The sequence below is a fragment of the Novosphingobium cyanobacteriorum genome (genome assembly GCF_029436685.1).
GTDB lineage: Bacteria > Pseudomonadota > Alphaproteobacteria > Sphingomonadales > Sphingomonadaceae > Novosphingobium > Novosphingobium cyanobacteriorum.
Window position 1 is genome coordinate 160,362 of the sequence record NZ_JAROCY010000003.1, and the last position, 20,388, is coordinate 180,749.

The window sequence follows — 20,388 nt, forward strand, 5'->3', positions numbered from 1 at the left end:
GTTCCGGTCGGGCAGGTTGCGGGGGGCAACCAATCTATGCCAGATCACCGTCGTGACAAGTGATCCCCTTCCCGCTTCGCCCCTATCCTCCTCCACCATCATCAGCGCGCAGGACCTGACCCTGACGCTCGGCTCTGGCGACGGGCGGGTGGATATCCTGCGCGGGGTGAGCCTGCAGGTGGGCGCGGGCGAGACCGTGGCGCTGCTGGGCCCATCGGGATCGGGCAAATCCTCGCTGCTGGCGGTGCTTTCAGGGCTGGAGCGGGCGAGCGGCGGGCAGCTGAATGTGGCGGGGCAGGATTTCACCGCGCTGTCAGAAGATGCGCTGGCGCTGGCGCGGCGCGGGCGGATCGGCATCGTGCTGCAGGCCTTCCACCTGCTGCCGACGATGACCGCGCTGGAGAACGTGGGCACCCCGCTGGAACTGGCCGGGTTGGCCGATGCACGTGGCAGGGCCGAGGCGGAATTGGCGGCGGTGGGGCTGGCGCACCGGCTGCACCACTATCCGGCGCAGCTTTCCGGCGGAGAGCAGCAGCGGGTGGCGATCGCCCGCGCGCTGGCCCCTGCCCCGCAAATCCTGTTTGCCGACGAACCCACCGGCAACCTGGACCATGCCACGGGCGAGGCGGTGGCGGAGCTGCTGTTTGCACGCACGGCGCAGGCGGGGGCGGCGCTGGTGATGGTGACGCATGACGAGGCGCTGGCGCGGCGCTGTGGGCGGATCGTGCGGCTGGCCGACGGGCGGATCGTTTCGGACGAGGCGGCGTGACCTGGGGCACTGCATGGGCGCTGGCGCGGCGCGGGCTGGACTGGCGCTTTCGTGGCCTGCGCCTGCTGCTGGCCTGCCTGGTGCTGGGCACGGCGGCGCTATCAGCCATCGGCACGCTGACCGGCGCTATCGAGCGCGAGCTGGTGGCGCGCGGGCGGGTGATGCTGGGCGGCGATGTGGAGCTTTCGCTGGCCGGACGCGCCGCAAGTGGGCCGGAGCGCGCGGCGATGGACCGGCTGGGCACGGTGTCGGCAGGGCTGCGGCTGCAGGCGATGGCGCGCCAGGTGCAGGGCGATGCGGCAACGCCGGTGGAGCTGAAGGCAGTGGACGCACGCTGGCCGCTGTATGGCGCGCTGAAGCTTGAAGGCCGCAGCAGCGCAGGGGCGCCACAGGGCATGGCGGCCTGGATCGCGCCGGGCGTGGCGGACCGGCTGGAGGTGAAGACGGGCGACCGGCTGCAGGTGGGCAACGCCGTGCTGACCGTGGCGGGCGTGATTGCCGACGAGCCCGACCGGCTGGGCGAAGGCTTTGCCCTGGGGCCGACGGTGATCGTCAGCCAGGAGGCGCTGGCGGCCAGCGGGCTGGTGCAGACCGGATCGATGGCGCGGTGGAAGTACCGCTTGCGCCTGCCCGCGCAGGCCGAACCCGCCACGGTGGCCGATGCGTTCAAGGCGCAGTTCCCGGATGGCGGCTTTGGCACGCGCACGCGGGACCGCGCCTCGCCCGGGCTGGACCGCTTTGTTTCGCGGATGGGCCAGTTCCTGACACTGGTGGCGCTGGCGGCGCTGTCCATTGCCGGGATCGGCATTGGCAACGGGGTTTCCAGCTATCTGGAGGCGCGGCGCGGGAGCATTGCCACGCTGAAGATATTGGGCGCGACCAGCGCAGACGTGGCGCGGATATTCCTGCTGCAGATCGCCGCCGCATCGGCAGCGGGGATCGCCATCGGGCTGGCCATCGGCGTGGGATCGACCCCGCTGATCGCGCGGGCGCTGCAGGGGCTGTTGCCGGTGGAGGCGGGCTTCGTGTTCGATGCATCCGCGCTGGCGCTGGCGGCGGCCTATGGCGCCTTGATCGCGCTGACCTTTGCCGCGCCGCCGCTGCTGGCCGCGCGCGAGACGCCCGCGATGGCGCTGATGCGTGCGGGCGTTTCGCGCGGCACGCGGCGCTGGCGGACGGGTGCGGTCCCGGTGGTGCTGGGCCTGGGCGGAATTGCGGCGCTGGCGATCGGCACATCGCCGCAGCCCTTGCTGGCGGCAGGGTTCCTTGGCGGGTCGGCGGCGCTGTTCGGGCTGCTGTGGCTGGTCGGCTGGGGCGTGACCCGCGCCGCCGCGCGGCTGCCCGCGCCGCGCCGCCCGCTGCTGCGCATGGCGCTGCGCAACCTGCATCGGCCGGGCGCACAGACCGGCGCGCTGGTGCTGGCGCTGGGCTTTGCCCTGTCCGCCTTCGTGCTGCTGGCGGCGGTGGAAACCAGCCTCGACGCCAATATCGCGCGCAGCGTGCCGGCGCGCGCGCCCGATTACTTCGTGCTGGACCTGCCCAAGGCGCGCGAAGGCGAGTTCCGCGCGCTGGTGGATCGCGCCGCACCGGGGGCACAGGTGCGCGCGGTGCCGGCGTTGCGCGGGGCGATCACCGCATTTGGCCCGGCGGACCGGATGACGCGGGTGGCGGACCTGGTTTCCATCCCGGACGACGCCTGGGCACTGAAAGGGGACCGGGGCCTGACCTATGCCGACGCGGTGCCCGAGGGCAACGTGGTGACGGCGGGGCAGTGGTGGCCCAAAGACTACGCCGGGCCGCCGCTGGTTTCGGTGGACGAGACGCTGGCGCAGGTTCTGGGCCTGAGACTGGGCGACCGCATCTCCATCACGCTGCTGGGCGTGGAGCGCAGCGCGACCATCGCCAGCTTCCGTCGGATCGACTGGGAGACGATGGGCTTCAACTATGTGCTGGTGTTCAGCCCCAATGCGCTGGCCGACGCACCGCACAACCTTGCCGCGACCATCGAGCTGCCTGCGGGGGCGAAGACCGCGCCGGTGCGCCGGGCGATCCTGTCAGGACTGGTGCGCGCCCTGCCCTCAAGCTCGGTGATCGAGGTCGGGCCGGTGCTGAGCCAGGCGCGCGACATCCTTTCGCAGATGGGCACGGCGGTGCTGGCCGCCGCATCGGTGGCGGTGCTGGCAGGCATGGCGGTGCTGGCCGGCGCGATCGCCGCCGCGCGCGAGGCGCGCAGTTATGACAGCGCGGTGCTGCGCGTGCTGGGCGCGGGATCGCGGCAGGTGCTGGGCGTGCTGCTGGCGGAATATGCGCTGCTCTGCGCGGTGCTGGCGGCGCTGTCGCTGGCGCTGGGACTTGGCGTGGCGTGGGGCGTGGTGACGCAGCTGTTCGAATTCGACTGGCTGCCCGGCTGGGGGCGCATCGCAGGCGTGCTGACGGCGGGAATCGCGCTGGTGCTGGCGCTGGCGCTGGGCGGATCGGCAGCCGTGCTGCGAACCCGCCCGGCGCGGGTGCTTCGCGAGCTTTAGCGGAACACCTCAGCGTTGGCCGGATCTTTTGGATCCGGCCCATAGCGGTTCTGGCCGCGCGTACCTTCGAGACACATGAACACCAGCAGCGCGAACCAGCCGAGGAACGGGATCAGCCACAGCAGCAGGAGCCAGCCGGTGCGATCCTGATCGTGCAGGCGCCGCACCGACACGGCAAGGCCGGGGACCAGGCTGGCGAGCCAGAACAGCCCGCCGGCCCAGCTGCCCGCCCCGACCAGCCGGGTGCCATAGACGAACGATCCGGTGCCGCGTTCGACCTGGTTGGTGCCGAACACCGCATTCAGCGCGATCATCACCAGCAGATAGAACAGCGCGAACATCCAGTATTCCTTGCGCCGCGAACGCCCGGTGAATTCGGCGTAGCGGCGATAGGGCAGGATCATCCATTCCATCGGGCGGGCTCCTGTCAGACTGAATGAATCAGGCGAAGACGTCTGACTGTGCCGGGTTCTTGGGATCGGGGCCATACTGGTTGGGGCCTCGCGTTCCTTCAAGACACATGAACACCAGCACGATGATGCCGCCGACATAAGGGATGAAGCCCAGCAGGACCATCCAGCCGGACCGCCCCTGATCATGGAACCGCCGCACCTGCACCGCGATGCTCGGGACAATACTGCCAAGGCCCCAGACCACGATTAGCAAGGTGCCGAGCCAGAACGTCCCGCCCGGAGCGGTGCCATCGGAACCCATGCCGCCAGCGAACATCAGCATGACTGAAACGAACGCCACGATCATCGAGAGCAGCGCGAACATCCAGTATTCCTTGCGGCGCGAACGACCGGAGAAATCGGCATAGCGCCGATAGGGCATCAACATCCATTCCATGATCTATCCCCCTGCATTGGACCGCACCTGCATCCGCAACGCGCTGTCGACGAGGATTGAGCCACGAAACATGGTTTCACGCAAGAAAAAGGGGGCCGCAGGGGCCCCCTCCTCCATCCGATGCGGCTGATGCCGATCAGAAGCGATAGCGGATCGAACCGCCCCAGGTGCGGGGCTGGTTGGTATATCCCGAGATCGAATAAGGCTGTGCCGGGGTGTCGAAAATGTTCACCAGCCAGCGATCGTTGGTGATGTTGCGGCCCCACGCGGTCAGCTCCAGCCCGTTGGGCATGGCCCAGGTGATCGATGCGTTGACCTCGTTCACCTCTGCACGGAACGGCGCGGCAGCGGCGATGGCAGCAGAGCGGCCGCCATCGGCAGCAAACGCATCGAGATAGCCAGGCAGACCCTCTTCCAGCTGGTTGGGCGATTCATAGTGGTAATCGCCGCGCAGGATCAGGTGATGGCCGGAATGGGCGATTTCCTGATCCCAGGTGGCGCTGAGCGTGGTGGCCAGCTCCGGGATGCCGGCCGGGCGAGTGCCGGAAAGATCGCCCACTGCCGAGACCACGAAGCTGTCGTACTTGGCGTCGAGATAGGTGAAGGCGGCGGTGAACATCAGACCCTTGGCCGGCTTCACCGAACCTTCGAACTCGATACCCTTCACGGTTTCCTTGCCCGCGTTGGCAAGCACGAAGCCCTTGCCGGTGAAGACGTTGGACTGGAACCCGGTGATCGACTGCTGGAACGCGGCGACATTGGCCGTGGCCACGCCCCAATCCGCCTTCAGGCCGATTTCATAGACGCGCGAGTTCTCGGGCTTCGCATAACGCGTGCCGTAGGTCTGGTTCACCTGAAGCAGGCCGGCCCCTTCGAGCGCGACGGCGCTGCTTTCGAACGGGCGGCTGTCACGGCTGAGGTTGACCGAGCTTGCCTTGAAGCCGGTGGCATAGCTGGCGTAGAGGTTGATCTTGTCGTTCACGTCAAAGGCGACGCGGGCGACCCAGGTCAGCTTGCCATCGCTGGTGCGGCCCGGCTCCACGCTGTTGGGCAGTCCAAGGAACGGCGGGAAGAACTGGAACGGGCGCAGCGCCAGCAGCGGGTTGCCCACGGTCAACGGATTGGCGTCAGCCGCCGCGGCCTGCGTGGTCAGGCCCTGGTTCACAGTGGCGAAGTTCTGCGCCAGCGCGCTGATCTGGCCGAACACCACCGGATTGGCCTGCGCGAAAGCGGCGATGGCGGCAGGGTCTTCCGTGCCCAACGCCCGCGCCACAAAGCCGCGCTGCAGCGCCACGCCGCCGATCTGCGTCAGATCCAGGCCAGAGAACACGTCGCTGGAAACGGCGGTAGCACCATAGCGCTTGGTATCGTGCGTGTAGTTCAGGCCGCCGGTGATGGTGATGCGGTCACCAATCTTGAAATCGGCCTGTCCGAACACCGAGAAGGCGTCGTCCTTCAGCCGGTACTTCTCGTTCAACCCCTGCCCCTGCACGAAGAACTGGCCGACATAGTTCTGTCCGGTCAGCGCGCTGACGGTCTGTTCCAGCGAGCCGAGCGTCTGCGTGCCGTTGGTGACGGAGTTGATCAGCAGGCTGGCATAGGGCCGCGCCTGGCTGCCCCAGTCGATCAGGTTCTTCTGGTCGATCTTTTCATTGAAGTAGTACGCACCGACGAGGAAATTGAGCGGTCCTTCCATGTTGGTGGCCACGCGCAGTTCCTGCGTGAAGGTGCGGATCTTCTGGTCCTGCAGGTTGCGCCCGAGCAGGTCCGCGCTGGAGAAATCGCTGTCCTGGTTGGTCAGCGCATCCACCCCGCGATAGGCGGTGATCGAAGTGAGCGTGAACGGGCCGTAATCATAATCGACCTGGCCGGAAAAGCCCCAGTTCTTGATCTTGTTGGTCGAATCGAAGTTGGAATAGACCACGTTGTCAAAGCGCTGGCCGGGCGTGTTGACCGCCCCGCCAAGACCGCGCACCGCAAGCGTCGCGTTTGACGGCACAAGGTTGACCACCGCGCAGCAGTTCTCGTCGATCTTGCTGTAATCGGCGATCAGGCGCACGCGCAGCGCGGCCTGCGGTTCCCACAGCAACTGCCCGCGGGCGAACCAGCGGTTGCGCTCGTTGGTCTTGTTCCCGGTGCCCAGATCGGTGTTGTAGCCGTCGCGCTTGTTGTACCCGCCGGCCAGGCTGAAGGCCAGCTTGTCGCTGATCGGGCCGGTAACCACGCCCTTGCCGACGAAGGCGTTGTAGTTGCCATAGCTGCCTTCGATGTTGCCGCCCCAATCGAACTGCGGCTTGGCCGTGAGGATGGAGATGACGCCGACCGAGGCGTTCTTGCCGAACAGGGTGGACTGCGGCCCGCGCAGCACCTCGATCCGCTGCACATCGGGAAAATCGCCGATCTGCGCGGCAGAGCGCGAACGGTAGACGCCATCAACGAAGACGCCGACCGAGGGTTCGATGCCCGCGTTGTTGGCGCCGTTGCCGAAGCCGCGGATGATGAAGTTGGTGTTGGCGCTGGACTGCAGCTGGTTGACCCGGAGCGAGGGGACCACGCTGGTCAGGTCCTTGATGTCACGGATCTGCGCGCGCTCGAGCGTCTGCGCGGTGGTGACGGTGACCGCCACGGGGACGTCCTGAAGCGTCTGCTCACGCTTTGTCGCGGTAACGATGATCTCGTTGCCGGCGCCGCTGTCGGCAGAGCCGGAAGGTGAATCGGCGGCGGCCGTGGCCTGTTCGAACGCGGGGGCCGCCTGTTCCTGCGCATGAGCCAGGGCGGGGAGCGCCACGGCGGCGGTGCAGGCCCCCGCGAGGAGGATGGCGCGGGTGCCGGCAAGGCGGCTGACGTCGAGCTTGGTCATGACTGGTAACGTACCCTTTGGTCCACTCGGGGCAGGCCCAAGGCTGCGACCCCATCCGGTGCCCATGCCTTGTTCTGCGATCCCCTCGTCTTTTATGACGCCGACACTAGGTTTCCACCCGGTGCGGTACAATGCGCAATTACCGGGTTTGTAAAGGGAACCCTGACCAGTGTGGCACAAGCGCCACAACCGCGCCAAATTGGTGCTGACGAGACTTTCCTTGCCGCAGCGCACAATTCCGGGTAAGCGCGCGCCCGTATCGGGACCGCAGTGGCTGTCCCCCGTGCTCCGCAAGGCGCGCGCCTTGCAAGAACCAACTGAAAGCCGAGTTTCATGTCCGCCCAGCAGCGCAATATCGCGATCATCGCCCACGTCGACCATGGCAAGACCACGCTCGTCGACCAGCTCTTCCGCCAGTCCGGCACCTTCCGCGACAACCAGCGCGTGGAAGAGCGCGCGATGGATTCCAACGATCTGGAAAAGGAACGCGGGATCACCATCCTTGCCAAGCCGACCTCGATCGAATGGAACGGCGTGCGCATCAACATCGTCGACACCCCCGGCCACGCCGACTTCGGCGGCGAGGTGGAGCGCATCCTGAGCATGGTGGACGGCGTTATCCTGCTGGTCGACAGCTCGGAAGGCGCGATGCCGCAGACCAAGTTCGTCACCGGCAAGGCGCTGGCGCTGGGCCTGCGCCCGATCGTGGTGGTCAACAAGGTGGACCGCCCCGACCAGCGCATCCAGGAAGTGCTCGACGAAGTGTTCGACCTGTTCGTCACGCTCGACGCCAATGACGACCAGCTGGAATTCCCGGTGCTCTACGCTTCGGGCCGCAATGGCTATGCCAGCACCGACCCCGACGCGCGCGAAGGCACGCTGGATCCGATGTTCCAGCTGATCGTCGATCACGTGCCGCCGCCGAACCTCGATGCCGAAGCGCCGTTCTCGTTCCTCGCCACGCTGCTGGACCGTGACAACTTCCTCGGTCGCGTGCTGACCGGGCGCGTCCAGTCGGGCGTGATCCGCGTGAACGACCCGATCCGCGCGCTCGACATGGATGGCAAGGTCATCGAAACCGGCCGCGCCTCCAAGATCCTTACCTTCCGTGGCCTGGACCGCGTGCCGGTGGACGAAGCCTTCGCGGGCGACATCATCTCGATCGCCGGCATGACCGTCGCCACCGTGTCGAACACCATCGCCGCGCCGGAAGTGACCGTGCCGATCAAGGCCCAGCCGATTGATCCGCCGACCCTGTCGATGCGCTTTGCGGTGAACGACAGCCCGATGGCCGGCCGCGAAGGCAGCAAGGTGACCAGCCGCATGATCCGCGACCGTCTGGAGCGCGAGGCGGAATCCAACGTGGCGATCCGCATCACCGAAAGCGCCGACAAGGACAGCTTCGAAGTGGCGGGCCGCGGCGAACTGCAGCTGGGCGTGCTGATCGAAACGATGCGTCGCGAAGGCTTCGAACTCGGCATCAGCCGCCCGCGCGTGCTGTTCCAGAAGGACGAGGACGGCAGCCTGCTCGAGCCGTACGAAACCGTGATGATCGACGTGGACGACGAATACTCGGGCACGGTCGTGGACAAGATGGCGATCCGCAAGGCGGAACTGACCGACATGCGCCCTTCGGGCGGCGGCAAGACGCGCATCACCTTCTCGGCGCCTTCGCGCGGACTGATCGGCTACCACGGCGAATTCCTTTCGGACACGCGCGGCACCGGCATCATGAACCGGCTGTTCGAAAAGTATGGCCCGCACAAGGGCAAGATCGAAGGCCGCAAGAACGGCGTGCTGATCTCCAACGGTACCGGTGAAGCGGTTGCCTATGCCCTCGGCCCGCTGGAAGAGCGCGGCATCCTGTTCGTGGGTGTGGGCACGCCGCTGTATGAAGGCATGATCATCGGCGAGAACGCCAAGCCGGAAGACCTCGAGGTCAACCCTATGAAGTCCAAGCAGCTGACGAACTTCCGTTCGAGCGGCAAGGACGACGCCATCCGCCTGACCCCGCCGAAGATCATGACGCTGGAACAGGCCATCGCCTATATCGACGACGACGAAATGGTCGAAGTGACGCCGAAGTCGATCCGCCTGCGCAAGGCGATCCTCGATCCGAACGAGCGCAAGAAGGCGTCGCGGAAGAAGGAAGCGGCCTGAACCCGACAGAGGCCCCCGCACCGCGGGGGCCTTTTTCGTTGGCGGTCAGGCTTCGTTGATCGAAAGGTCGCCGGTGCGGCTGGCAAGCTGGGTCCTGCCCGAAAGCGGTGGCGAGAAGGTGGAAGGCCAGCGGGCGCCAATCAGGCGGGACTTGGCAATCCAGGTTACCGACACGCTGTTCGACTGGTTGCCACCAAGGATGCAGTAGGCCGTCGCGTCTTCGCCAAGGTAGAAGCCGACATGGCCAAGGCCGCTCTGGGGGGACTTGCGATAGAACACCATGATCGCCCCGCGGGTCGGCTCGACCGGAATGCCGAACCGGCTCCATGATCGCGCAGCCAGCAAGCCCGAGGGCAGCGGCTCTGCCGGCAGGGTAGAGCCAATGCAGTGCGCCACGAACAGGCCGCACCACGGTATGTCGTCAGTCGTATAGATCCTGTCCACGCCCAGTTCGTCCGCCCATTCCAGGATGATCGGATTGCTCCTGCCCGTGGCCGGATCCTCCTTCGTGTTGATCAGGCGCGATGCCTCCGCGAGCCACACCAGCGGCAAGTTGCCCGGATCAGCCGCTGCGCCAGCCTGACCAATCGCGGCCAGCGCGGCCGCCGTCTGCGGCCCCACCACGCCATCGACCTGCAGCCCCTTGTCCTTCTGGAACGCACGCACGGCGGTGGCGGTCTGTCGGCCCCAGATGCCGTCGATCGGGCCGGGAAGGTAACCGGCCTTGGTCAGCGCCTCCTGAATGTCTCGAATCTTCATCACGATCTCCCCTCGCTCATGGACGAGCAGGGCCAACGGATCATGATTCCATGTCAGTTCAAACGCCATTGTTACGTTGCACGCGGACAATCAGATCCGGTTTGGCGAACACGCGATCTTGTTCATCCTCAGGTTCATTAACCTGAACGGAAGCTGGCAGTTTCATCCCACCCGCATTCAGCCCACCGGGCCTAATCCCATCAGGCACGGCGGCGAATCGGACGGGGAATTGCTCCTTTCCGGACCGCCGCAGGAGACTGACCATGTTCACGTTTGCCAAAAAGGCCGCCCTTGCAACCACGCTTGCCGCCACGGCTCTGGCTACCGCCACGCCGGCATCGGCGCGCGATTACTACGGCCATCACCGCAGCGGTGGTGACACCGCAGGCGCGGCGATCGCCGGGGGCATCATCGGGCTGGCGCTGGGCGCGATCATCGCATCAAGCGGCAACAACCATCGCAACGACCGCTATGACCGCGACGGTCGGTATTACAACTACAACAACGGGTATTACCGGAACGACCGCGCCTACCGCAACGACGGCTATCGCGGCGACGACCGCTATGACCGCGACTACTACGAGCGTCGCGGCTATGACGGGCGCGACTATGGCGACTACCGCCGCGGCTACTGATCCGGCCGATCAAGGACAAAGGAGGGCCCCGGCAGTTCGCATTGCCGGGGCCCTTGCCTTGCGGCGCTCACAATCTCAGTAGTCGGCCCCACCCCAGTTGCGCGGCGGCTGCCGGTTGCTCTCGTCCATCTGCGCGGCCATCTGCATCGGCTGATCGCCACTGTCAGCCCGGCCTGCTCCGCCCGAGAACTTGGTGAACTCTTCGCCAAACCGGCGCGTCAGCATGGCATCCTCACCTGTCGGGATCGAGCGGCGCAGCTCGGGAAACCAGGTGCCTTCCTCTTCATACATGTGGTGCAGCACCGCGCCCTTGATATGCTCCAGCTTCTCGCGCCATTCGTCGCTCATCGGGTCCAGCTTTTCCAGGTGCGCCATCTGCACCTTGGTCAGGGACTGCTCTTCATAGGCCATCGTGGCGTGGCTCTTTTCGCCATGTTCGGTCAGCGCCGGATAGAGAATGACCTCCTCTGCGGCGGCATGCGCGTTGAGCACCATGGCAAGCTGCCTGAACGCCGAAAGCTTTTCCGCAGCCGTTGCTGCATTGGCAGCCAGGCCGAAGCATGATTCGATGCGGCGGTGATGGTCCAGCGCGAGGGAAAGCCAGTCGCCATCCTTGGCGAGCGTCTCCGCGCTGCGACGCGCGGTGGCGCGGTCCTCCTCGCTTTCAGGCGGCGTGATTGCGGCGGCAATGCGATCAAGAAATGACATGAGTGTTCTCCGGTGGGTTTGCTCCACCGGCAGAGCGGATGGCCCCGCCCCACTGTTCCGCCCACAGTCGCCCTATCAGCCGGACCGCCGCATCCCTGCGTCCGGATGCAGCGAGATTAACATGGGTTTCAGCACCGGTTCAGCCGATCATGCTACACCTTCCACATACCCCCCGGATCTGCGCCAAGCAGCATTGGTGGGCATGATCGGAGACAAGCCATGAACCTGATCGGAAAGGGCATTCTCGGCACCGCGATGGCGGCGGCCACGCTCGCCACCGCAGCGCCGGCACAGGCGCACGATGGATGGGGACGCCGTGGTGGCGGAAACGATGCGGCGATCGCCATTGGCGCCGGCATTGTCGGCCTTGCCATCGGCGCAGCCATCGCTTCGGACAATCGCGACCGCGACTACTATTACGACCGTGGATACTACCCCCGCTATCGCGGTGGCTACTACTATCGCAGCTACCCGGCCTATCCGCGCGGCTATTACCGCAACGACGACTGGCGTTATCGCGAATGGCGGCAGCATGAACGCTGGGAGCGCCGCCACCATGACCTCTATCGCGGTCGCTACGGCTGGTAATTCATTCCGCCGCCCCCTCGCCAAGCGCGGCGGGGGCGGCTATGGGCGCGGCGATGGCCGGAAACGATCTCCCTGAAGCCGCTGCCCCCGAAGCTGCCCCCCTTGCCCTGTCGGGAGCCCCGCTCGCGGGCCTGCGGGTGGCGCTGTTCAGCGGAAACTACAACTACGTGCGCGATGGCGCCAACCAGGCGCTGAACCGCCTTGTCGGCTATCTGCTGCGCCAGGGCGCGGCCGTGCGCGTCTATGCGCCCGTGGTGGAAAAGCCCGCGTTCGAACCCACCGGCGATCTTGTCGCCGTGCCCGCCATTCCCGTGCCCGGTCGGGCAGAATACCGCATTCCGGTGGCGCTATCGCCCCGCGTGCGCCGCGATCTCGCTGCCTTTGCGCCCAACGTCGTCCACGTCGCCTCGCCCGATGTGACCGCCCATCGCGCGGTCACCTGGGCGCGCCGGCGCGGCATCCCGGTGCTTTCCAGCGTCCACACCCGCTTCGACACCTATCCCCGTTACTACAACATGGCGTGGATCGAACCGGCGCTCACGGCGATGCTTCGCCGGTTCTATCGCCGCTGCGACGCGCTGGTCGCGCCTTCGGAATCGATGGCGCAAGTGCTGCGCGAAGAGCGGATGAACTATGACATCTCGCTGTGGTCGCGCGGCGTGGATCGCGAAATCTTCAATCCCGGCCGGCGTGATCTCGCCTGGCGGCGGGGGCTGGGCATCGCCGATGACGAGATCGCCGTCGGCTTCCTCGGCCGGCTGGTGATGGAAAAGGGGCTGGATGTCTTTGCCGATGCGGTCGACGAGCTGGTCTCGCGCGGCATTGCGCACAAAGTGCTGGTGATCGGCCAGGGCCCGGCCCGCGCGTGGTTTGAAGCGCGCCTGCCCAATGCCGTGTTCGCCGGCTTCCAGGCAGGGTCAGACCTTGGCCGCGCCGTGGCAAGCATGGACGTGCTGTTCAACCCTTCAATCACCGAAACCTTCGGCAATGTGACGCTGGAAGCCATGGCCTGTGCCATCCCGGTCGTCGCGGCAGAAGCCACGGGCAGCGAAAGCCTGGTCGAACAGGGCATCAATGGCCGCCTCGTCCGCCCCGGCGCGATCCACGCCTTTGCCGAGGCGCTGCGCGGCTATATCGAGGATGCGGACCTGCGCGCCAGGCATGGCGCGGCGGGCGAGCGCCGCAGCCTGGATTTCAGCTGGGACCGCATCAACCAGGCCGTGGCCGATACCTATCAGCGCCTGATCCGCCAGCGGGCCAAGCGCTGACCGGCGCTACAGCGAAAACACGAAGTCCTGCGCGGTCAGATCCGCCAGCAACACGTTTTCCAGCCGCAGTTGCAGATCAGGCGCGAAATCGAGCACCACCGTGCTGCCATCCTGCCGCGCCACGGCCATGACCTGCACCAGCGTGGTATAGCCGGACAGGTTCACCAGGATGCGATCCTCGATACCACCGGCGGTGAAATCGAGAATGCGGTCGCTGCCGGAGCCGGCCCCGATATAGAACCCGTCATCGCCGGTGCGCCCGATGAGAACATCGTTGCCACCTGCGCCGTCGATGTAATCGCCGTTTCCGCCGCCATCGATGCGGTTCACCGCCCCGTCGCCATAGAGCGCGTCGCTGGCCTCGCCTCCGCGCAGGTTCTCGAAGCCGGTGAACGTGTCCCCCTGCGCATCGCCCAGCAGACCCCGTCCGTCGGCAAGGCTGACCGAGATGGACTGTCCATGGCCAGCATAGCTCAGCGTATCGCGCCCCGCTCCGCCATCCATCGTGTCTGCGCCCGCGCCGCCGACGATCACGTCGTCGCCCTCGCCGCCCGCAAGCATGTCGTCATTGGCCATGCCGCGCAGCAGGTTGCGCAGGCCGTCGCCGGTCAGGACATCCGCATGGGCAGATCCGGCGAGGTTCTCGATCGAAGTCCAGCTGTCACCCGCAGCATCCCCGCCAGAGGCCGTGCCGGCGGCAAGATCCACCACCACCGCCTCGGACGATCCGCCATAATCGAGGATGTCGCTGCCATCGCCGCCGGCGAGAACGTCTCCGCCGGCACCGCCGATAAGGATGTCAGCGCCCTCGCGACCGTCAAGGTGATCTGCGCCGTCACCGCCGGCCAGCCGGTTCGCCCCTTCACTACCACCAAGCGTGTCATCCAGAGCGCTTCCGATCACGCCGCCAATACCGTCCAGCGTGTCACCCTCTGCATCGCCGCCCTGCGCGGTGCCCGTGGCCAGATCGACCGTTACCGCCAGCGCCGATCCTGCATAGCTGGCGGAGTCCTGCCCGCCACCGCCGACAAGAACATCCGCCCCGGCTCCCCCCAGCAGCACGTCATTGCCCAATCCGCCGTCAAGCTGATCCGCACCGGCGCCCCCGGCAAGCGTGTTCGCCCGGCCATCTCCGGTGAGCACGTCGTCATGCGCGCTGCCTCGCAGCCCTTCGATGGACAGCAGCGTATCGCCCTCGGCGTCTCCGCCCGACGCCGCACCCGTGGCAAGGTTCACCTGCACCCCGGAAAGCGATCGGGCATAGGAGGCAGTATCCTTGCCAACGCCGCCTTCTATTCGATCACCGTCTGCGCCGCCTTCCAGCAGATCGGCGCCGTCTGCGCCGCGCAGGGTGTCCTGCCCACCGAGACCGAAGAGGCGGTCAACGCCCGCTGCCCCAGAGATTACGTTGCCAATGGCGTTGCCGTAGCCAATGAAAACGCCCTCGGCGTCGAGGTTAGTCAGATCCTCGACATTTTGCTGGATAGCATAGCGGTGCAGCCCGAATGCACGCGCCTCGTCCACGCCTTCACCCGCAAGTTCGACAATGACGTCACCCAGGCTATCCACCACGAAGGAATCGTCGCCACTGCCGCCTGCCATGCGATCCGCGCCAGAGCCGCCGTCGAGCAGGTCTGCACCCTCGCCGCCCACCAGCTGGTCTGCGCCCTGATAGCCAAAGAGCCTGTCGTTTCCGCCCTGTCCAGAAAGCAGGTTGTCCGAACCGTTGCCGTCGATGCGATTATGCTGCCCGTTGCCCGTGCCATCCAGCGCCGTTGCAATGACCAGGCTCAGGTCTTCTACTTCATCGGGCAGGCTATAGCTTACCGTTGCGAATACGAGCTCGTAGCCACCTCCTGCCAGCTCCTCGATGCGATCCCCCGCCGCATCGACGTCATAGAGATCGTCCCCTGCACCGCCGCGCATCGTGTCATCGCCGGCGCCACCCGTCAGGCGGTCGGCCCCTTCGCCTCCATCCATCGCGTCGGCACCATCGCCGCCATCCAATACGTCGTTGTCCGCGCCGCCTGAAAGCTCATCGTCTCCGGCCCCGCCGATCACGATATCCACGCCATCCCCGCCTGCCAGAATCTTCGCCTCACCAGCCAGCCCGGCATTCAGCACGTGCCACCGCACACTGGCAGATTCGCCACTGAAGCTGTTGAACGCGGTGAAGTCGAGCGTTCCGTCAGAGACAGTCTCGCCTGGCGCAAAGCCGATATAGATCAGGCCAAAACCGCTATCCCATCCATCCCCGGATGTTCCAACCTGGCTGGCGACCTGATCGTAATAGCTGAAACTCCATTGCGTTGCGGCAAAGTATTCAAAGGTTTCAGGATCAGTGTAGGGCGGAATGTAATAGTCTGCCGACACGTCGAATTGGCCCGACACGCGATCGATCGTGTAGCCTAATGCAACCGTTCCTGCCATTTTACTCTCCCCCGCGCTGCGACCCGGGAGCGCAAAAAGGCGCTGCCGCCCGCGCCGAAGCGACAGCCGGCTAGTCGCCTAGGAAAAGCATGCATAGTAAAACTACGTAATCCATCCCTGACTGGTCAATCAGGGCGGAGACGTGCCGGATTCACGCCAGAACGCTGGCCCGCTTCATGCGGCTGGCATAAACCAGTTGCAGGATCAGCGCGATCCAGATCGTGCCCACCACGGCCAGCGGCGGCGGAAAGGGCGGCTTGAGAAACAGAGTCTCATAGCCCTGGCTAACCGCCAGCCCGAACAACGAAGCAGCAAAGGCCGTTACCGCATGGCGGGACCGCGCCAGCAGCAGCACCGACCCGGCAAGTGAACCCCATACGCCCAAGGCCCAGAACGCCGTAAGCCAGGCCGGGAAAGACGCCATGTAGTCGACCGTCTCCTGCCCCATTCCCATCTGGGCGAGGTAGGTTTCCGGCGAAGTCTTCGACATCACGTAGTCATAGCAGCCGAAGGCATTCCACAGCAGGCCGACCGTGCCGATGACCCACAGGTGCCAAGGCGCCGGGCTTGCTACGGGTGCAGTGGGTGCGGTTTCACCGAGTTCCATCGCAATCTCCCCCTTGCGATCGCCCGGATGTGGGCCGGGGGAGACTACGCCTATCCGGCTTTACCCGCAACCGCCGCCGATCACGCGTCCACCCAGGGGTAGCTGAGCGGGGCTTCGCGGAAGGCGAAGCGATCCACGTGGCGTGCCACTGCGCCCTTTAGCCCTTCCAGCTGTGCCGGTTCACTAGCCGTGATCGTGCAGACCAGCGCCTCGGGCTCGGCGGTAAAGGTCACCATGGCGTCACCAGCCCAGGTTGCGCCGCGCGCATCGCGGGGGAACACGATGCGCCCCTGCGTGGCGTCGAAGCTGACTTCAAGGTTGTGTTCCCAGTGCTTGCACACCTGTTGCAGGTATCTGCTGGCGCTGGTGGTGGGAATGCGGGCGGTACTTTGCGTGCTCATAGCCGTTCGATCTTCCGTGCTGCTTCGTCCAGGATTTCCGCAATGGCGTGCGCGGTGTCCTTGTCAAACCCATCGGCCCCCACGCGGTTGCGCAGCGCCATCTTCAGGTTGGTCATGGCCCGCATCACCGGCGGGCTCGCCTCGCGCCCACGCGCCTCGGCCAGTGCCTTCAGCCGGGCAATCACCGCGGCGATCGCCGCGGCATGCAGGGCTGCTTCCTTGCGGCCTGCATCGGTGGCGGTGAAGGCCTTTCGCGCGCCTTCGCCCGGCACCTCGGCGATCAGGCCTTCGTCCACCAGCAGCGACAGCGTGGGATAGACCACGCCGGGGCTGGGCGCATAATGCCCGCCGGTCAGGTCCTCGATCGCCTTGATCAGTTCATAGCCGTGGCGATCCTGTTGGCTTACAAGGTGCAGAAGCGTCAGCCGCAGTTCACCGCTGGCGAACATCCGCCCTCGACCGCCCCGGCCACCACCGCCTCCGCGCCCGCCACGACCGAAGCCGCCGCGCATGCCGGCCTCTTCGTCGTCGCCAAAGCCGCCACCGAAACCGCCACCAAAACCGGCACGCATCCCGCGACGAAGGCCTTCGCCCATCATCATCTTCATCTTGTGGCCCCCGTTACCGGGGCCGTGGCCGCGGCCAATGCCGCGCATACCATGATCGATTCGCATATATCTCCTCTCGATTCGATGGCTCTAAGATATATCGTACTACGCTCTTTACAAGAGGAGATGCAAATTTCCTGCGCAGGCCCTATCTCGCATGCAGACCATGGCTGATCTCTTTGCCCCGCCCCCGCAGGAAAGCCCCCGCCACGCCGCGGCGGAAGACGCGCCGCTGGCCGATCGCCTGCGGCCGCACGATCTGTCCGAAGTGATCGGGCAGGACCACCTGACCGGACCCGATGGCGCGATCGGGCGAATGGTGGCCGCGGGCAAGCTTTCCAGCATGATCCTGTGGGGCCCGCCCGGCACCGGCAAGACCAGTACCGCTCGCCTTCTGGCCGATGCCGTGGGCATGCGCTTCGTGTCGATCAGCGCGGTTTTTTCCGGCGTCGCCGATCTCAAGAAGGCCTTTGCCGAGGCGGAGGCCATGGCCCTGACCGGGCGCAAGACGCTGCTGTTCGTGGACGAGATCCACCGCTTCAACCGCGCCCAGCAGGATGGCTTCCTGCCCTTCGTGGAAAAGGGCACCGTCACCCTCGTGGGCGCGACGACCGAGAACCCCAGCTTCGCGCTCAATGCCGCGCTGCTCAGCCGCGCGCAGGTGCTGATCCTCCATCGCCTTGATGCAGAGGCGCTGGGCGAGCTGCTGCGCCGCGCAGAGGACATCACCGGCCAACGTCTGCCGCTCACCCCGCCGGCGCGCGAGGCGCTGATCGCCTCGGCCGATGGCGATGGCCGCTTCCTGCTCAACCAGGCCGAAACCCTGTTCGACGTGTCGCTTGACGCACCGCTCGATCCAGAAGCGCTCGGCAAGTTCCTGATGCGCCGCGTCGCCGTGTACGACAAGGATCGCGACGGGCACTACAACCTGATCTCCGCCCTGCACAAATCGCTGCGCGGGTCCGATCCGCAGGCTGCGCTCTATTATCTCGCCCGGATGCTCGTGGCCGGGGAGGAGCCGCTCTACGTGCTGCGCCGCCTCGTCCGTTTCGCCAGCGAGGATGTCGGCCTGGCCGATCCGCAGGCGCTGGTGCAATGCCTCGCCGCCAAGGACGCCTATGATTTTCTCGGCAGCCCGGAAGGCGAACTGGCCATCGTCCAGGCCTGCCTCTACCTCGCCACCGCACCCAAATCGAACGCGGCCTATGCCGCGCAGAAGGCGGCGTGGAAATCCGCGCGCGACACCGGCTCGCTCGCCCCGCCATCGAACATCCTCAACGCGCCGACCAAGCTGATGAAGGACATCGGATATGGCAAGGACTATGCCTACGATCATGACGCAGAGGACGGCTTCTCCGGCGCGAACTACTGGCCCGAAGGCATGGCGCCGCAGACCTATTACCGCCCGGTCGAACGCGGCTTCGAGCGCGAGGTGACCAAGCGCCTCGAATGGTGGGACAGGAAGCGCCGCGAGCGCGCAGAACAGCCTTGATCCGGCCAGACCGCTTCCGCCATTTCGCCGCCATCGACTGGTCCGGCGCGGCGGGTGAGCGCCACGCGGGCATTGCCATGGCCATCTGCGCCACGGGCGATGCCGCGCCCGAACTGGTCCGTCCCGCCCATCGCTGGTCCCGGCCGGAAGTGCTAGACTGGCTGCTCCACCACCTGCCGCCCGATACATTGGTCGGCATGGACCTCGGCATCTCGCTCCCCTTTGTTGACAGGGGCGCCTTCCTCCCCGGCTGGGCCGAAAGCCCGCCCGATGCCCGATCGCTGTGGGCGCTGATTGACCGGCTGTGCCACGAAGATGGTCACCTTGCGGTTTCCAGCTTCGTGGATCACCCGCAGGCCTCGCCGCATTTCCGCCGCCACGGCGGGCGCGAGGGCGCTGCCTTTGGCGGAGGACGCGGGCGCTTCCGCGTGACCGAGCGCGCGCAGGAGCGCATGGGCTGCAAGCCTTACTCCAACTTCAACCTCGTCGGTGCGGCGCAGGTCGGCAAGTCCAGCCTTTCCGGCATGCGCCTGCTCCATGGCCTGCAGGGCCGCATACCCGTCTGGCCCGTCGATCTCCTGCCCCCGCACGGCCCGGTGATCTGCGAAATCTACACCACCATCGCCGCCATGGCCGCAGGTCGACCTGCCGGGCGCAGCAAGATCCGTCACGGGGCAGACCTCGATGCCGCGCTCCATGCGCTCCGCAGCCAGCCCGCACTGCACCACGGCCCCATCGACGATCACCGCAGCGACGCCATTCTCACTGCCGCCTGGCTGCGCCGCGCCGCGCCCGACCCCGCTCTGTGGCATCCCGCAGGCATGACCGACGAAATAGCGCAAACCGAGGGCTGGACCTTCGGCGCCTGCTGAGGCTATGGACGCGCCACGCCACGCGCGCGCCGGCTTAGCTCAGTTGGTAGAGCACCTGATTTGTAATCAGGGGGCCACGGGTTCGAATCCTGTAGCCGGCACCATCTGCACACGATGGCAATGCATACGTTTTACCTGCCAAATCCGTTGCATCCCCTACGGACAGGCTATCACTTTCACCATAGTGCAATTCCCGGCGTTTGGCGGAATGCTGCCGGCGAAAGGACTGGGGATGCCAAAAATTGTCAACCATGAAGCCCGACGCCAGGACGTTGCGGAGATCGCAGCGCGCCTGATCGCCTCGGTTGGCATCGAAGGCACCAAGGTCCGGGACATTGCGCGCATCGCCGGGTGCAGCACATCGGTCGTCTCGCACTACTTTTCCAGCAAGCATGACCTGCTGCTGTCCGCCTATCGCCAGCGGATGGAACAAACCGTTGTCCGTATCGACACCGCCACGCGCAGGGGAGAACGTCTGCTCGATACACTTGCGGCCGTGCTGCCATTGGATACGCGCGGGAACGAGAACTGGCGCATCTGGCTGGCTTTCTGGGGCCTTGCGACCACTGATGCAACGTTCCTGCAAGAACAGCGCCGGCGCAGCCGCGAAGCGGTTGACCTGTTTCATCGCGCTATCCTTGCCACTGGTGCAATGGAGGAAGGCGCGCATTCCTTCAACGTCGCCCAGGCCCTTCTCAGCGCCGCATCCGGCATTGCCGCGCAAGCCGTCTATGATCCAGAGCGGTGGACCGCCGAGCGCCAGATCGAGATCCTCGCACTCCACATCAACGCGCATCTCGGGTCATCGGTCGCCGCTGCTGCGGTTGAAAGCTGAATGGCAACGGCCATATCGGGCC

At 66.0% G+C, this 20,388-nt stretch carries 18 protein-coding genes and 1 tRNA gene; 10 read left to right on the forward strand and 9 right to left on the reverse strand.

Features of this window, described 5'->3' with window-relative positions; all coding sequences use genetic code 11:
• The first annotated feature begins 52 nt into the window (after positions 1–52).
• Positions 53–769, forward strand: coding sequence for an ABC transporter ATP-binding protein (locus POM99_RS04050; RefSeq protein ID WP_277275524.1), 717 nt, complete (start codon positions 53–55; stop codon positions 767–769).
• Positions 766–3,294, forward strand: coding sequence for an ABC transporter permease (locus POM99_RS04055; protein WP_277275525.1), 2,529 nt, complete (start codon positions 766–768; stop codon positions 3,292–3,294). The genes POM99_RS04050 and POM99_RS04055 overlap by 4 nt, the downstream gene beginning before the upstream one ends.
• Here POM99_RS04055 and POM99_RS04060 read toward each other — a convergent pair.
• From POM99_RS04060 to POM99_RS04070, 3 genes are all read right to left on the reverse strand, one after another.
• A complete protein-coding gene (locus POM99_RS04060) occupies positions 3,291–3,707 on the reverse strand; it encodes a DUF805 domain-containing protein (RefSeq protein ID WP_277275526.1) in 417 nt (138 codons plus the stop codon). The genes POM99_RS04055 and POM99_RS04060 overlap by 4 nt on opposite strands.
• A 28-nt stretch (positions 3,708–3,735) precedes the next feature.
• Positions 3,736–4,143 carry a DUF805 domain-containing protein gene (locus POM99_RS04065; protein WP_277275527.1) on the reverse strand — a complete coding sequence of 136 codons (408 nt, stop codon included), beginning with the start codon at positions 4,141–4,143 and terminating at the stop codon, positions 3,736–3,738.
• A 136-nt stretch (positions 4,144–4,279) separates the two neighbouring features.
• Positions 4,280–7,003 (reverse strand): TonB-dependent receptor, encoded by a 2,724-nt coding sequence (locus tag POM99_RS04070; protein WP_277275528.1) that lies wholly within the window; start codon positions 7,001–7,003, stop codon positions 4,280–4,282.
• Positions 7,004–7,336: 333 nt separating this feature from the next.
• Here POM99_RS04070 and typA point away from each other — a divergent pair, with 333 nt between their 5' ends.
• Positions 7,337–9,163 (forward strand): translational GTPase TypA, encoded by a 1,827-nt coding sequence (typA, locus tag POM99_RS04075; protein WP_277275529.1) that lies wholly within the window; start codon positions 7,337–7,339, stop codon positions 9,161–9,163.
• A gap of 45 nt (positions 9,164–9,208) precedes the next feature.
• Here typA and POM99_RS04080 read toward each other — a convergent pair whose 3' ends face one another.
• Positions 9,209–9,922: an NlpC/P60 family protein gene (locus POM99_RS04080; protein WP_277275530.1), complete on the reverse strand. Its 714-nt coding sequence runs from the start codon at positions 9,920–9,922 to the stop codon at positions 9,209–9,211.
• A 263-nt stretch (positions 9,923–10,185) separates the two neighbouring features.
• On the opposite strand from POM99_RS04080, the gene POM99_RS04085 reads away from it, so the two are divergent.
• Positions 10,186–10,557: a hypothetical protein gene (locus tag POM99_RS04085; protein ID WP_277275531.1), complete on the forward strand. Its 372-nt coding sequence runs from the start codon at positions 10,186–10,188 to the stop codon at positions 10,555–10,557.
• 75 nt (positions 10,558–10,632) lie between these two features.
• Here the strand turns inward: POM99_RS04085 and POM99_RS04090 are convergent, their stop codons facing one another.
• The gene (locus POM99_RS04090) at positions 10,633–11,265 is read right to left on the reverse strand and encodes a hemerythrin domain-containing protein (RefSeq protein WP_277275532.1); all 633 of its coding nucleotides are present in this window, start codon (positions 11,263–11,265) and stop codon (positions 10,633–10,635) included.
• 219 nt (positions 11,266–11,484) lie between these two features.
• On the opposite strand from POM99_RS04090, the gene POM99_RS04095 reads away from it, so the two are divergent.
• Positions 11,485–11,853 carry a hypothetical protein gene (locus tag POM99_RS04095; protein WP_277275533.1) on the forward strand — a complete coding sequence of 123 codons (369 nt, stop codon included), beginning with the start codon at positions 11,485–11,487 and terminating at the stop codon, positions 11,851–11,853.
• Between the two features lie 53 nt (positions 11,854–11,906).
• The gene (locus POM99_RS04100) at positions 11,907–13,121 is read left to right on the forward strand and encodes a glycosyltransferase family 4 protein (protein WP_277275534.1); all 1,215 of its coding nucleotides are present in this window, start codon (positions 11,907–11,909) and stop codon (positions 13,119–13,121) included.
• A 6-nt stretch (positions 13,122–13,127) separates the two neighbouring features.
• Here POM99_RS04100 and POM99_RS04105 read toward each other — a convergent pair whose 3' ends face one another.
• From POM99_RS04105 to POM99_RS04120, 4 genes are all read right to left on the reverse strand, one after another.
• Complete coding sequence (locus POM99_RS04105; protein WP_277275535.1) at positions 13,128–15,551, reverse strand: calcium-binding protein; 2,424 nt, start codon at positions 15,549–15,551, stop codon at positions 13,128–13,130.
• A 151-nt stretch (positions 15,552–15,702) separates the two neighbouring features.
• Positions 15,703–16,158, reverse strand: coding sequence for a hypothetical protein (locus tag POM99_RS04110; protein WP_277275536.1), 456 nt, complete (start codon positions 16,156–16,158; stop codon positions 15,703–15,705).
• A gap of 80 nt (positions 16,159–16,238) precedes the next feature.
• On the reverse strand, positions 16,239–16,559 hold the full coding sequence (locus POM99_RS04115; RefSeq protein WP_277275537.1) for a DUF2218 domain-containing protein: 321 nt from the start codon (positions 16,557–16,559) through the stop codon (positions 16,239–16,241).
• Complete coding sequence (locus POM99_RS04120) at positions 16,556–17,233, reverse strand: PadR family transcriptional regulator (protein WP_277275538.1); 678 nt, start codon at positions 17,231–17,233, stop codon at positions 16,556–16,558. Before POM99_RS04120 ends, POM99_RS04115 begins: the two co-directional genes overlap by 4 nt.
• 100 nt (positions 17,234–17,333) lie before the next feature.
• Here POM99_RS04120 and POM99_RS04125 point away from each other — a divergent pair, with 100 nt between their 5' ends.
• The 4 genes from POM99_RS04125 (at position 17,334) to POM99_RS04140 (ending at position 20,366) form a co-directional block, all read left to right on the forward strand.
• On the forward strand, positions 17,334–18,659 hold the full coding sequence (locus tag POM99_RS04125; protein WP_277275702.1) for a replication-associated recombination protein A: 1,326 nt from the start codon (positions 17,334–17,336) through the stop codon (positions 18,657–18,659).
• Positions 18,659–19,531, forward strand: coding sequence for a hypothetical protein (locus tag POM99_RS04130; RefSeq protein ID WP_277275704.1), 873 nt, complete (start codon positions 18,659–18,661; stop codon positions 19,529–19,531). Before POM99_RS04125 ends, POM99_RS04130 begins: the two co-directional genes overlap by 1 nt.
• A 28-nt stretch (positions 19,532–19,559) precedes the next feature.
• Positions 19,560–19,635 (forward strand) — tRNA-Thr (locus POM99_RS04135).
• A gap of 128 nt (positions 19,636–19,763) precedes the next feature.
• Positions 19,764–20,366 carry a TetR/AcrR family transcriptional regulator gene (locus POM99_RS04140; protein WP_277275539.1) on the forward strand — a complete coding sequence of 201 codons (603 nt, stop codon included), beginning with the start codon at positions 19,764–19,766 and terminating at the stop codon, positions 20,364–20,366.
• Positions 20,367–20,388 lie beyond the last annotated feature (22 nt).